This is a genomic window from Streptomyces sp. NPDC051963, from assembly GCF_044593495.1.
Taxonomy (GTDB): Bacteria; Actinomycetota; Actinomycetes; order Streptomycetales; family Streptomycetaceae; genus Streptomyces.
In genome coordinates this window covers 312164-325793 of the sequence record NZ_JBIUCC010000003.1, presented here as the reverse complement: position 1 = coordinate 325793, position 13630 = coordinate 312164, and the positions used below count along the sequence as shown (strand labels likewise).

Here is a 13630-nt window from a genome sequence, read left to right as displayed (position 1 = left end):
CACGCAGGCTACGGGAACGCCGGTGCGAACAGCCAGGAATGCCGGGGGAGTTGGATTGTCTCCGGATTGTCTCCGCCGTCGAACGCCGTGGCGGGCGCCGTAGCATGCGCCTTATGCGACGAGCTCTCTCTCACCGCCCTCCGAGAGTGCGGGCGCTGGCCGCCGCTGTGCTGGCCACGGCCTCGCTGGCCGCCGCCGCCGCCGCCGCGGCCCCGGCCGCCGCCGACGGCGTCGTCCAACTCCCGTCCGTCAGTGCGGTGTTGACCTCCGGCGAACCGTGTGCGAAGGCCTCCACCGACAGGGCCGAGCAGCAGCCCTGGAGCAGGCGGCCGCTCGGGCTGTCGCGAGCCTGGCGGCTCACCGAGGGCGCCGGGGTGACCGTCGCCGTGGTGGACACCGGCGTCGGCACCGGCATCCCCGCGCTCTCCGGCCGGGTCAAGGCGGTCGGCGACGCCGGCGAGGACTGTGTGGGCCATGGCAGCTTCGCGGCAGGGTTGATCGCGGCCGCGCCCGCCGACGGCGTGGGCGTGGCCGGACTCGCGCCCCGTGCCCGCATCCTGGCGGTGCGCGGCACCGACACCCGGGGCGGGACGACGCCCGGGACACTGGCCGCCGGCATCCGCACAGCGGCCGACCAGGGTGCCGACGTCATCTACGTCGGACGCGCCATGGCCACCGGCAAGGACGAGCTGTCCGCCGCCGTCGAGCACGCGGCCCGGCGCGACGCCCTGGTCGTCGCGCCCGTCGTCCCGGACGCCCTCCCCAAGGACAGCAAGACCGGTGAGCCGGTCGAGCGGGCCCCCTGGTACTGGCCCGCCTCTGCTGACGGAGTGCTGTCCGTCGGCGACTACGGCCCCGGCGGCAAACGCCCCGAGCAGGCCCCGCCGACGACCGGAGCGGACCTCGCGGCCCCGGGAGACGCGGTGGTCAGCGTCGGCCCAAGTGGCTCGGGGCACTACTACGGCTCCGGCTCCTCACTGGCCGCAGCGCATGTGGCGGGCGCCGCGGCCCTCGTCCGGGCCCGGTACCCGAAGCTGACGGCGGACGAGACGGCGCGTCTGCTCACGGTCGGCAGCTACCCGGACAACCCGCCGCGCCTGGACCCGTACGCGGCGCTGACGACGGTGCTGACCGACGGGCGGGGGGCCGCGCCCCGGCAGGCCGCGGCCCAGCTTCCCGAAAAGGCCCCCAACGGACCGCGCCACCGCGCGCTGGCCATCGCCGGCGCGGGCGGCGGGCTGGTGCTGCTGGTGGCGGGCGCCGCCGTGGTGATTCCCCGGGGTCGCGCCCGTGGCTGGCGGGCGCCGCGCTGAGGAGGAACCGGAAGGCCCCCCGCTCGCAGTTCCGGCAGCCGCAAGCAGTGCTTGGCGAGTTCGCGGCGCAGCGGGGCAGGGCGCGTCAGTTCTGGAGCTGGAGGGGGTGTCGTTGCGGTCGTCGAGCATCGGGTGGTTCAGCGCCGGCAGTCGCAGGCGCCGGCCAGCCCCCTCCGCGCGGAATGCTCAGCGTTTCGATTTTGAAGAGAAAAAGCTCCTCCACCCGCTGGTAAGAGGGGCAGAGGAGCTTCGGAAGGCATCGGACGCCCCATCCGGTATGGCCGCAGGATGGGGGCCTGATTCTGTTCGGGGCCCAGAATGCCCTTCCGGAGAGTAACTACGGCTGCGCGCAATCTTTGAACAAGAGCCGCCGGATAACGTCTTCGTCAACGGCACCGAAAAGGATTTGACGCACTACATCTCAGAAAGGAAACTCATGGCCGGAGCCAGGAATCTTACGCGGGCGGCGACCGCCCTTGGCGGCACTGCTCTGCTGGTCACGGGGGTGGTAGCCGCGACAGCAAGCCCGGCGGGCGCCGCCGCGAGCGGGACGATAAAGGTCTGTGCCAGGGGCAGCTACGATTCCTCTGTCGAACTCAAGGCAGGGGGCGGCAGGGGCTGGCAATCACGTATCGTCCAGCCCGGGAACTGCACCAGCGCACGGGTCGGGTTCTCCGGGCGGCTTTATGTCTACGGTCACGCCTCCCCCAGCACCTTCTACATCGGTTTCGTGGACTACAAGGCCGGGACGAGCCGCGTGATCAGCACTACCGGCAGCACCGCCGCTCCCCATTTCGCCGTCAATTCCCCGGGTGGTTCGACCTGAACAGTCAGGAAGCCCCGCCCGACCGAGGGCGGGGCGGCCCTGCCCGGGGTCACCATGCTGATGCGTCGCGTCACGGTCCGTGATCTCTGCGATGTCTCACTCCAGAATCCACTCAAAGTCTTAACAAAAGCGGAAATGTGGTCGTGCTAGCGTCCGCGGACGGGCATTGACCGCGGAGTGGATCGGGCTTGTGAGCGCATCCAACGAAGATTCTCTTTACTTTTCCGTACTGGGGCCGGTCCGGGCGTGGCGCGGCAAGCGTGAACTGAACCTGGGCTCGCCACAGCAACGCGTGGTGTTGGCAGTGTTGCTGCTACGACGCGGGCGCCCCGTCACGGTGGCCGAGTTCGTTGACGCTGTCTGGGGGGAGGCACCTCCGCCCGCTGCGGTGTCTGTGCTGCGCACGTACGCGTCGCGGCTACGCAAGCTTCTAGAAGAGGAACGTGGCGTCGGTGGGCCTCCGCGGGTGCTTGTCTCGGCCGCGGATGGGTACCTGCTGCGTGTCCCTGAGCGCGCTGTGGACTTGGGCGTGTTCGAGCAGCGGGTTGCCGAGGGGCGAAAGCAGCGTGCCGCGGGTGAGCTCGCGGCGGCTGCGGACCTGCTGCGAGCCGGGTTGGCACAGTGGGAAGGGGTGCCGTTGGCGGGGATTCCCGGGCCGTTGGCGGAGGTGGAGCGCTCGCGGCTGGCCGAGGAGCGGCTGACGGTGCTGGAGAGCTGTCTGGAGATCGAGGTGGAGTTGGGGCAGCTGGGTGAGGCGGTTCCCCGGCTGATCTCGCTCACGGGTGAGTACCCATTGCGTGAGGAGTTGTGCCGGCTTCTGATGCTCGCGTTCTACCGGTCCGGGCGGCAGGCCGAGGCGCTGGCGGCGTACCGCAGGACGCGGGGCACGCTGGTGGCCGAGGTGGGCGTCGAGCCCGGCGTATCGCTGCGGGATCTGCACGACCGGATCCTGGCGGCCGATGCTTCGCTGCTACCGGAACGCTCCGGCCCGCAGCAGCGGCTTTCTTCTCGTGAGCCCGGGGCTGCCGGGCAGGTGGCCGGTCCCGCACAGCTGCCTGCCGATCTGCCGACTTTCACCGGGCGCGAGGACGAACTCAAGCAGGTCCGGACTCTCGGCCCGGACACCACAACGTCCTCGACCGTCACGGTGATCAGCGGGATGGCGGGGATCGGCAAGACGGCCCTGGCGGTGCACTGGGCCCACCGGATCGCCGGGCACTATCCCGACGGGCAGCTCTACGTCAATCTGCGCGGATTCGATCCGACCGGTGCGGTCGTCTCTTCTTCGGAGGCGATCCGTGCGTTCCTCGACGCGCTCGGCGTCCCCCCGCAGACGATCCCGGGCTCGCTGGACGCTCAGACCGCCCTCTACCGCAGTCTGCTCGCCGACCAACGGGTGCTGGTTCTCCTCGACAACGCCCGTGACACCGAGCAGGTCCGCCCGCTGCTGCCCGGCTCCGCCGACTGTCTGGCCATCGTCACCAGCCGCAGTCAGCTCGCCGGTCTGGTCACCCGCGAGGGGGCGCAGCCGCTGACACTGGGCCCGCTGCCTCCCGCCGAGGCCCACGACTTGCTGGCGCGCCGCGTCGGTGCAGTACGGCTGACGGCGGAACCGCAGGCCGCGAACGAGATCATCGAGTGTTGCGGGCGACTGCCCCTGGCCCTGGCCGTCGTCGCGGCGCGTGCCGCAACCAACCCCGGGTTCACTCTCGCCACCGTCGCCGGAGAGCTGCGCGAGGGCCGGGGCAACCTGGACGCGCTCACCGGCGGCGACCCCACCTCGGACGTACGCACCGTCTTCTCCTGGTCCTACGACGCCCTGTCCGCACCAGCCGCGCGACTCTTCCGCTTGCTCGGCCTGCACTGCGGCATGGACATCTCCGGCCACGCCGCGGCAGCTCTTGCCGGGCTCCCCCTCCGCGAGACCCGCGGCCTGCTCGCGGAGATCACCCGGGCCCACCTCTTGAACGAGCACACGCCCGGCCGTTACACCCTGCACGACCTCCTGCGCGTCTACGCCGCCGAACGCGTCGCCGCGCAAGAGCCGCCAAAGGAGCGGGACCGGGCCGTGGAACGGCTGGCGCACTTGTACCTGCACACTGCGGCCGCCGTCTACGGTCACGTCTCCCCCTCTCACCGCCCGTTCCCTCTCGGGCCCCCGCCCCCTGAATGCGAACCCCTGACATTCACCTCGCGCGGCCAGGCACTGCGGTGGTGCGAGATCGAGCGCTCCAACTTCGTCGCCACCGTGCACCAGGCCGCCGGAATGCACCGGCCCGACCTGGCGTGGCAGCTGACCTCCTCCCTGTGGGGGTTCTCCTACCTCCGCGGCCATCTGAACGACTGGCTCAACATCGCACAGGCGTCGCTCGAGAGCGCCCGCAAGGCCGAGGACCCCTGGGGCGAGGCATGGAGCCTCATCGAAGTGGCCGTCGCGCACACGACAACGCGCCGGTTCGAGGAGTCCATCGCGAACTACCGGGAGGCGCTGGCGCTCTACCAGCAGCTCGGGGACCCCTACGGCAGCGCCCAGGCCGTGAGCGGCCTAGGCGTCGCGTATCTGCAAGCGGGGCAGCTCGACGATGCCCTCGACTATCTCAACCGCGCGCTGGCCCTCTCCCGGGCCAACGGCGATGAGTGGGTGGAGGGTATCGCCCTGGCCCAGTTGGGCGAAGCGTGCCATCGGCTCGGCCGCACCGACGAGGCGATCGACTACCTGCGGCGCGCACTGGTGGTCCTGCGGGCCACCGGCTACCGCTGGGTTGAAGGCGTCGCCCTCGACGTCCTCGGCGTCGTCCTCCACCAGCGGCTTCGCCATGACGAGTCCATGGAAAGTCTGCACCAGGCGCTGGAGATAATGCGGGAAGTCGGTAACAGCTGGGGCGAAGCCGACGCCCTCGATCACCTCGGCGACGCCCTCTGGGATAAGAGCCGGCCAGCGGCGGCCCGCACCCGATGGCAGCAGGCGCTGGCGCTCCTCCAGGAGTCCGACCGCCCGGAAGCCGAAGCGGTCCGCGGGAAACTCCGCCGCCCGGACGGTTAGCAACCACGACTCAGCGCGGCGAGTGGTTCACTTCACGGCCGGATTTCTTCGTCCACCAGCGCCGTCTGCACCTGAGTCGCCTTGCGGCGGGCGATGTGCGTGGCGCGCCCCGGCGCCATGGCCCGGCCCTTGACATTGCCGATGAGATAACCCTCGGTCGGCGGACAGGACAGCAGCAGCGCAGGGGTGTTGGCCTCCTGGAGGCGCCGCATCAGGAGGTCGTTCAGGCCCCGGCTGGCGCCTGCCGCAGCACGCGCCACGACGAGGTGCAGGCCGACCTCGTAGCCGAGCGCGAGGTGGGGCATCAGAGGCTCGAACGGCGCGATTCCGATGCCCGTGCCCAGCATGTCGTAGTCGTCGACCAGGATGAACAGCCGCGGGCCGCTCCACCAGTCGGCCAGCCGCATCCGGGCCGGGGTGATCTCCGGGCCCGGCAGCCGGGTCTTCACGGCGCGTGCCGCGCCGTCGACCAGGTCCTTGAGCGCGTCGGTGGAGACGGCGTGCCCGAGCCGGTACGCGTCGGGGACCGCCTCGACCAGGTCGCGCCGCAGGTCCACGACCATGATCCGCGCCTCGGCCGGTGTGTAGCGGTCCATGATGGCCTTGGCGGTCAGCCGCAGCAGGTTGGTCTTGCCGCTCTCGGTGTCGCCCACCACGATCAGGTGCGGGTTCTCCGCGAAGTCGTGCCGGACCACGGAGAGTTCGTTCTCCTCCAGGCCGAGCGGCATCCGCAGATCGCCGTCCGGCGCCGGCAGCTCCCGAGCCGGCAGCTTGGTGGGCAGCATCCGCACTTGCGGGGTCCGGCCGCCCGGCCAGCTCTCCTTGACCGCCGACACCAGCCCGTCGACCCCGTCGGCGAGGTCCTCCGTGCTCTCGATGCCGTCGATGCGGGGCAGCGCACTCAGGTAGTGGAGCTTGTCCTCCCGGGTGAGGCCCCGTCCGGCCAGCCGGGGGACGGTGGCGGCGCGGCGGGAGTCGATCTCGGAGTCCATCGCGTCGCCCATCCGCAGCTCCAGGTGGGTGGCGGCCTGGTCGCGCACGCCGGAGGACAGTTCCACCCAGCGGGCCGTGGTGACGATGAGGTGCACGCCGTAGTTGAGGCCGCGGGCCGCGATGGCGTGGAACGTCTGGATGGTGTGGTCGAAGTCGGCGCGCACGGTGGACCACCCGTCGATGACGAGGAAGACGTCGCCGTAGTCCTGGTCGGGGAACTCCCCGGCGGCGCGGCGGCGGCGGAACGTCGGCATCGAGTCGATGCCGTGCTCCAGGAAGAACCGCTCCCGGGAGCTGAGCAGCGAGGTGATCTCGGCGATCGTACGGCCCACCCGCTCGGTCTCCAGCCGGGCCGCGACACCGGCCGTGTGCGGTAGCCCGGCCAGCGAGGCCAGCGTGCCGCCGCCGAAGTCGAGGCAGAAGAACGACACCTCGCGCGGGGTGTGGGTCACGGCGAGCGCCGTCAGGATGGTGCGGACCAGGGTGCTCTTGCCGCTCTGCGGACCGCCCGCGATGGCCACATGGCCGCCTGCCCCGGACAGATCGATGGTCAGCAGGTCGCGCTGCTGCTCGAACGGCTTGTCCACGATGCCGATCGGAACGGCCAGCCGGCCGCGGCCCTTCCAGCCGACGGTGGTCAGACCGAGCTCGGGGTCGGGGGTCAGCGGCGGCAGGATCTGGTCCAGGCTGGCCGGCTGGTCCAGTGGCGGCAGCCACACCTGGTGGGCCGGCGGACCTGCGTCGCGCAGTCGGTCCACGGCCACCGACAGCAGGGTGTCCCCACCCTCCTCGTCGGGCTCCGGCTCGGACTCCGGTGCCGGCTCGTCGGGCAGCTGGCGCGGCACCACATAGCCGGATGTCCAGGGCACGGTCTGACTGGCCACCCGGGCCTGGTTGGCACCCGAGCGGCGCTCCCGGTAGGAACCGGAGACGTAGGCGGCGCGGAAGCGGGTCAGCGCCTCGACCCCGGACTTGAGATAGCCGCTGCCCGGCTGCGGCGGCAGCTCGTAGGCGTCAGACACCCCGAGCACGCCGCGGCTCTCCATGGCGGAGAAGGTGCGCAGCCCGATCCGGTAGGACAGATGGCTCTCCAACTGGTGCATCCGGCCCTCGTCCAGCCGCTGCGAGGCGAGCAGCAGATGGACGCCCAGGCTGCGACCGAGCCGGCCGATCATCACGAATAGCTCCATGAACTCCCGGTGCGCCGCGAGCAGTTCGCTGAACTCGTCGACGACGACGAACAGGCTGGGCAGCGGCGCCAGCGGAACGCCTGCGGCCCGCGCCTTCTCGTATTCGAGTGCTGAGGTGTAGTTGCCGGCGGCGCGCAACAGCTCCTGGCGCCGCATCAGTTCGCCGTGCAGCGCGTCCTGCATCCGGCCGACCAGTGCGGCCTCACCGGCCAGGTTGGTGATCACGGCCGAGGTGTGCGGCAGCTCGTCCAGGCCGAGGAAGGTGGCGCCGCCCTTGAAGTCGACGAGGACAAAGTTGAGGGTCTCGGAGGAGTTGCTGAGCGCCAGTGCGAGGACGAGCGTGCGCAGCAGCTCGCTCTTGCCGGAACCGGTGGCCCCGATGAGCATGCCGTGCGGCCCGGTGCCGCCCTGCGCCGACTCCTTGATGTCCAGCTCCACCGGGGCGCCGTCGCCGCTCACGGCGATCGGCACCCGCAGCCGGGCGCTGCCGGTGCTGCGGTTCCACAGCGTGATCGGGTCATGGTGATGCAGGTCGGAGATGCTGAGCAGCGTGGTCAGCTCCACGTCGCTGGAGAGAGGTGTGGCGCTGTCGACGCCCACGCCCACGCCCATCCGGTACGGGGCTATCCGCTTGGCCAGTGCGGTGGCGCCGACCGTCCCGAACCGGTCTGGCCGGCCCAGTCGGGTGGTCTGCTCCTTGCGCTCGCGGTCGGTGCGGACGAGCGAGAAGTCGTCCTCGGACACCTCGAAGCGGAGCGTGACCCGGCTGGGGCGCCAGGTCAGCGCCCCGCTGAGATCGATGACCACGGCATTGCGGAATCCGGAGCCGTCCAGCCGGTGCCCGGAGGGTACGCTTCCGCCGTCCACGACGATCACGGTGAACGGCTCCTCGCGCCCGGCGACGGCGTCGGGGTCGAAGGGCGGGCGCTCCAGGAATTCCGCGCCGAGCAGGTCCTCCAGCTCGTTGAAGGCGGAGGCGAACATCCGGGCCCGGCCCGCGCCGTCGTTCTCCTGCGGATGCAGGTTGTGCGGCAGCCACTTGGCCCACTCCCACTCCTCGCGCCGCTCGTCGGAGACGCACAGCGCCAGCCACAGGTCGTCCGGCGCGTGGAACGTGGCGAGTTGGCCGATCAGGGCCCGGGCCAGCGAGCGCGCCCGGTCCTCGTCGCCGCGCATCAGTACCCGCGCCCAGGCGCGCAGATAGATCGCGATGGGCTGGTCGGGCACGGTCCCGTAGGCGCGGATGAAGCTGCGCAGGGCGTGCGCGGAGAGCGGCTCCAGGTCCTCGACGGGCGTGCTGGACTTCGGGGTCAGCCGCAGGCCCAGTTTCTGGTCCCCCACGGCCACCCGGATCTCCCCGAAGTCCTCGTCCTGGGAGCGGCGTTCCCACAACCGGGTGGTGCCCACCATCGACCACAGCGCCGCGGGTTCGGGATGCCGCCAGGCCAGCGCCTCCTGCTGAGCGGCGACCGCGGTGCGCACCTTGCGGCGGGTCTGGGTGAGATAGCGCAGATAGTCGCGCCGCTCGCCCTTGAGACGCTGCTTGCGCTCGCTGGCCTTCCGCATCATCTGGCCGAGCATCATCGCCGCCGACGCCAGCACCATCATGCCGACCGCGAGATAGAGGAAGTGGCTCCCGGAGCTGCGTGACATGCCGGGACGCATGAACATCAGCATCATCGAGCACGACATCATCGCCATCGGCAGGTAGTTCCATATGGCGGAACTGTCCGGCACGACCTCGGGCAACGTCGGAGGCTCCTGCATGCTCAACTCGCCCTCAGGCATGTCCGGACCGGGGCGGCGGGCCGGCCTGCGGAATAGGACCACACTCAACGGACGGTCTCCTCACGAGCTGAACGAACCACTGCAACGCATTCTGCGGGGGCGGGAGTTGCCTTTGCGTTGCACGCAGCTTGCTTCCGGTTTGTCTCCACGTTGTCCGTTCTTGCCCACGGACGTCAGGGGACAGCAGGGTTTGCCTGGAACCAGTCCCACCCCGAACCTGCCCGGAGAAGCGTGAGCCAGCACATGAGTGACACGCAGACGGCCGGACTGTGCCGTATGACCGTCCGCGCGCCCAGCAAGAGCATCGATCTCGCGGTTCCCTCTGATGTGCCCGTGGCCGACCTGCTGCCCGCCGTCGTCGGCTACGGCGGCGAGGACCTCGCCGAGACCGGGATCGACCACGGAGGCTGGGTGCTCCAGCGCCTGGGCGCCGAGCCGATGGACGAGGAACGCACCCTCGGCTCCTACGATCTGCGCGACGGCGAGACCCTCTACCTCAGGCACCGCATCGAGGCCCTGCCCGAGGTGCACCTCGACGACCTGGTGGACGGCATCTCCACCACCATGGACTCCCGCCCCTACGGCTGGACTCCCGAGGCGAGCCGCCGCCTGCTGCGCGGCGTCGCAGTGGTCGCGCTCGCCGCCGGACTCGTTGTCCTCGCGCTGCCCGGCGGCTCGCTGTGGCTGCGCGTGGTGTGCGCCGCAGTGGTCGGGTTGCTGCTGGTGGCGGGCGCCGGCTCGGCCAGCCGCGCGGTCGGCGACGCCGGGGCCGGCGCGGCACTGGGCGTCATGGTCGCGCCCTACCTCGCCTTCGCCGGCTGGCTGCTGCCCGGTGGCGAGCTGACGGGGGAGCATGCCCACGAGGTGGTCGGCTCCCGGCTGCTGGCCGCCTGTGCGGCGGGAGCCGGCGGTGCGGTCGTCGTCGTCGCCGTCGTCGCCGCGTACGCGGCGCTCTTCCTCAGCATCGCGGTGGTCGCCGCGTTCGGCGCTCTCGCCGGAGCCCTGATGCTCACGCTCGACCTGGCGTTGCAGCATGTCGCCGGGGTCGTCGCGCTGGTGGCGGTGCTACTCGGCGCGTTCGTCCCCTCGCTGTCCTTCCGGATGTCCGGGCTGCGGATGCCGCCGCTGCCCACCACCCCCCAGCAGCTCCAGGAGGGCATCGAGCCGCACTCGCCCAGCGGCGTCGCGGCCCGTACGGCGCTCGCGGACGGCTGGATGAGTTCGCTGTACGGGGCCGTGGGCGTGGTCTGCGCGGCCTGCCTGTGCGTCCTCGCCCGGTTCGCGAACCTGTCGGGGACGATTCTGGCCCTGGTGCTGTCACTGCTGCTGGTGTTGCACGGCCGCGGCCTCGGCAACGCCTGGCAGCGGCTCTCGCTGATCATCCCGGGGACGCTCGGACCGCTCCTGCTGCTCATTCTTGATGCCGCCTCCAACGAAGCCGACGACCGTCCCCTGGCGGTGGCCGGGTTGCTGGCCGTCACCGCGACCATGGCGATCGCCTCCTGGACCGTGCCCGGTGCCCGGCTCGTGCCGTACTGGGGCCGGGCGGCAGAGATCCTGCACACGCTGTCCGCCGTTGCACTGCTGCCGCTGGTCCTGTGGGGGCTCGGTGTCTACGGCACCCTGCGCGGGCTGATGGCCTGATGCGGGGGTGTGAGCGGTGAACGACAAACGCGATCAGGTGCAGGCGCACATGTTCGTCATGGGGCGGCTGACCTCCGGCATGCTGCGCGCCGACCCAGACGCCCCCGAGAGCCCGCAGGGACGCACCAACCGCGGTATCGCGATCAGCGTGCTCATCGCGCTCATCATCTGCGCGGGCGCCTTCGTCTTCGGTCTGCTCAAGCCCGGCACCAAGGACTCCTGGCGGGACCCGGGCACGCTGGTCGTCAACACGGACAACGGCGCCCGCTATCTCTACCTCGGCGGACGGCTGCGGCCCGTACGGAACTTCACCTCGGCGCGACTGCTCGCCGGCGACCAGATGAAGGTAATGACGATCGGCGGCAAGTCGCTGGCCGACGCCCCGCGCGGGACACCCGTCGGCATCGTCGGTGCCCCGGACGAGCCGCCCGGCACCGACGACCTGGCAGCCGGACCGTGGCAGGTCTGCTCGGGCACGACAACTGGCTCGACCGCGACCACCGTGGCCGTCGGCACCGAGGCCGAAGGCCCCGGCCTCAAGCAGGGGCAGGGGCTGCTGGTCACGGGCCCCGACAAGAACAACTACCTGGTGTGGCAGGGCCGCAAGCTGCGTGTCGACGACGGTACCAACGCCCAGCAGGCCCTGGGCTACGGCGCCGAGAAGCCGCTGCCGGTTTCCGCGGCGCTGCTCAACTCCCTTCCCGCCGGCCCCGATCTGACCCCGCCCGAGGTGCCGGGACTGGGCGGGGCCGGACGGGAGCTGGCCGGCCGGCAGGCCCGTATAGGCGAGGTCTTCAAGGTCACGGCGTCCGGCGCGCAGGCCCGCTTCTATCAGTTGCGCGAGGACGGCCTGGCCCCCATCACCGCGACCGGAGCCGCGCTGGTGCTCGGCGACCCGGAGACCAAGCGGAAGGCCTACGCGGGCGGTTCGGTGGCGGCACGCGGTCTGGGCACCGACGTGCTGAGCGAGAATCTCGCCGGCGACTCGAAGCTGTCCGACCTCGCCAAGGAGCTGCCCGAGAGGCCGCCGGAGCCGGTGGACGTCGCGCGCGGGCAGACCCTCTGCGTCGGCATCGAGTCGGCCGCCGACGGCATGCGCGTCGCAGTGACGCTGTCCCAACCCAGGGACCTCGGCCCGACCGCGCAGGCGCCCGCCGAGGGGCTGACCCCGGCCTGTGTGACGGTCAACAGGATCGCGGTACGGCCGGGGAGCGGCGCGCTCGTGCACGCCATTGGCGCGAGCGGCAGCGAGGTCGGCAACACGCTGTACCTGGTGACGGACACCGGAATGAAGTACCGGCTGCCGTCCGAGGACGCGCTCAAGGCACTCGGCTACACCGGGGAACGAGCGCGGGGCATTCCGTCCGCACTGCTGGCCATGCTCCCGACGGGTCCAGACCTGACGCAGCAGGCGGCGGTCTCCGGCGACCAGAGGTCGACGGCGCCGAAGTGCGAGGGGGAGAGAGCCCATGACAGAGATGCCGGAGGCTCAGCAAAATATTCCGGCTAGTTTGATGGTATTTGCCGAGAAAGGTGGAAACGTGCAGGGAATCACACAGCAGGAAGAGAGCTACACCCGAAACGGAATCAACGCGCTGGAGCAGGCATTCGCCGCCGTGCAGAAGAGCCGGTGGGAACTGGAGAACACGAAGAACAACGTGGGTCTGGGAGGTTCGACCGGCCGCAGCTATGACGAACTGCTGCAGCTGTGGGACGACCAGGCCGAAATCATCTCACGAAACCTGCAGTCGATGATCGACGAGCTGAACAATACGCTGCGGGAAAGCGGGAAGACCGTCGGCTCCGCGAACGAGCAGGTCAACATGGAGTATCAGCAGTCGCAGTCCGTCTTCAACGCACTCCAGGGCTGACCGATCGCACACCGAAACGGAAAGAGGATGCAATGCCAGATCGCGCGAACTTCACCGACGGTCATATCTTCGTTGATTTCCAGAGGACTGGAAACGCGATCCAGGACATGGAGCTGCAGACCAATCAGATCATTTCGTGGCTGCAGCAGCTGAAAACGGAACTCAACGAGCTCCAGCAGAGCTGGATCGGCGACGACGCGGACGTGTACAGGGTGAAACAGGAGGCATGGAACAATGCGGCCGAGGAAATGGCCAAACTGGTGAAGAAGCATGGCATGACTCTGGATGACGTGTCGAACGTATTTTACCAGAATCAGCAGCAGTCGAAGATGAGGTGGGAAAGCCTTCGCTAGCGGCGGCTGAACGGCACAGGAATCCGGTGACGGGCAGCGGTCTGCGTTCCGGTTGACGCGGACCGCTGCCCGCGCTCCAGGCAGGCGGAACGAGATGGCAGGGGAGGCAGCGCCGTGGCAGCTGGGAACGACGATAAATCAGAGATCGTCCTCGACAAGGAATGGATGAAGAATTTCATCAACAACGAAATCCTGGAGTTCCAGGCGGCACTTAAGAAGATCGGCACCGCCGACTCCAGTGGCGATGGGCCGACGGTGCCAAAAATCGCCGACCTGGGGGGGAATTCTCGCCCTGTTTATGTGTCGCCGGGCGGCGCCTGGCCGCTGACCATGGGCCTGTTGGAGGATGAAGAGGGAGGGGGGTATCTGCAGGATCAGGTAAAAAGCTTGGCCAACACCCTCGGTGGATTCATCGAGGACCAGCAGCTCCTCTTTGACGACATCGAGAGCAATATGCGCGAAACTCTGCGCACGTTGCTTAAGGCGGAGGAGGACAACCTGAGCAAGATTGACGGTCAGAAGCTCCTGAACGTCTTCGAGGACGTGGTGGACGATGTTGCCGACTCCTCGGCCACAGGAGAGAGCAGTAGCGATACCTGATCCCTGATC

Annotated in this window: 9 protein-coding genes; 8 read left to right on the top strand and 1 reads right to left on the bottom strand. The window is 69.8% G+C overall.

Annotated features, from left to right (window positions below):
* The first annotated feature begins 113 nt into the window (after positions 1 to 113).
* The 3 genes from ACIHFB_RS13775 (at position 114) to ACIHFB_RS13765 (ending at position 5182) form a co-directional block, all read left to right on the top strand.
* On the top strand, positions 114 to 1313 hold the full coding sequence (locus ACIHFB_RS13775; RefSeq protein ID WP_400126879.1) for a S8 family serine peptidase: 1200 nt from the start codon (positions 114 to 116) through the stop codon (positions 1311 to 1313).
* Positions 1314 to 1749: 436 nt separating this feature from the next.
* On the top strand, positions 1750 to 2139 hold the full coding sequence (locus tag ACIHFB_RS13770; RefSeq protein WP_365280248.1) for a hypothetical protein: 390 nt from the start codon (positions 1750 to 1752) through the stop codon (positions 2137 to 2139).
* 190 nt (positions 2140 to 2329) lie between these two features.
* Complete coding sequence (locus ACIHFB_RS13765; RefSeq protein ID WP_365280245.1) at positions 2330 to 5182, top strand: BTAD domain-containing putative transcriptional regulator; 2853 nt, start codon at positions 2330 to 2332, stop codon at positions 5180 to 5182.
* A 32-nt stretch (positions 5183 to 5214) separates the two neighbouring features.
* Here the strand turns inward: ACIHFB_RS13765 and eccCa are convergent, their stop codons facing one another.
* Positions 5215 to 9195, bottom strand: a complete 3981-nt coding sequence (eccCa, locus tag ACIHFB_RS13760; protein ID WP_365280546.1) for a type VII secretion protein EccCa — start codon at positions 9193 to 9195, stop codon at positions 5215 to 5217.
* 201 nt (positions 9196 to 9396) lie between these two features.
* Here eccCa and eccD point away from each other — a divergent pair, with 201 nt between their 5' ends.
* The 5 genes from eccD (at position 9397) to ACIHFB_RS13735 (ending at position 13621) form a co-directional block, all read left to right on the top strand.
* Positions 9397 to 10797 carry a type VII secretion integral membrane protein EccD gene (gene eccD, locus ACIHFB_RS13755; protein WP_365280242.1) on the top strand — a complete coding sequence of 467 codons (1401 nt, stop codon included), beginning with the start codon at positions 9397 to 9399 and terminating at the stop codon, positions 10795 to 10797.
* Between the two features lie 16 nt (positions 10798 to 10813).
* The gene (gene eccB / locus ACIHFB_RS13750; protein WP_365280239.1) at positions 10814 to 12307 is read left to right on the top strand and encodes a type VII secretion protein EccB; all 1494 of its coding nucleotides are present in this window, start codon (positions 10814 to 10816) and stop codon (positions 12305 to 12307) included.
* A complete protein-coding gene (locus ACIHFB_RS13745; protein ID WP_365280236.1) occupies positions 12267 to 12668 on the top strand; it encodes a hypothetical protein in 402 nt (133 codons plus the stop codon). The genes eccB and ACIHFB_RS13745 overlap by 41 nt, the downstream gene beginning before the upstream one ends.
* A gap of 32 nt (positions 12669 to 12700) precedes the next feature.
* A complete protein-coding gene (locus ACIHFB_RS13740; protein WP_365280234.1) occupies positions 12701 to 13021 on the top strand; it encodes a WXG100 family type VII secretion target in 321 nt (106 codons plus the stop codon).
* A gap of 114 nt (positions 13022 to 13135) precedes the next feature.
* The gene (locus ACIHFB_RS13735) at positions 13136 to 13621 is read left to right on the top strand and encodes a type VII secretion system-associated protein (protein ID WP_365280231.1); all 486 of its coding nucleotides are present in this window, start codon (positions 13136 to 13138) and stop codon (positions 13619 to 13621) included.
* Positions 13622 to 13630: the final 9 nt, after the last annotated feature.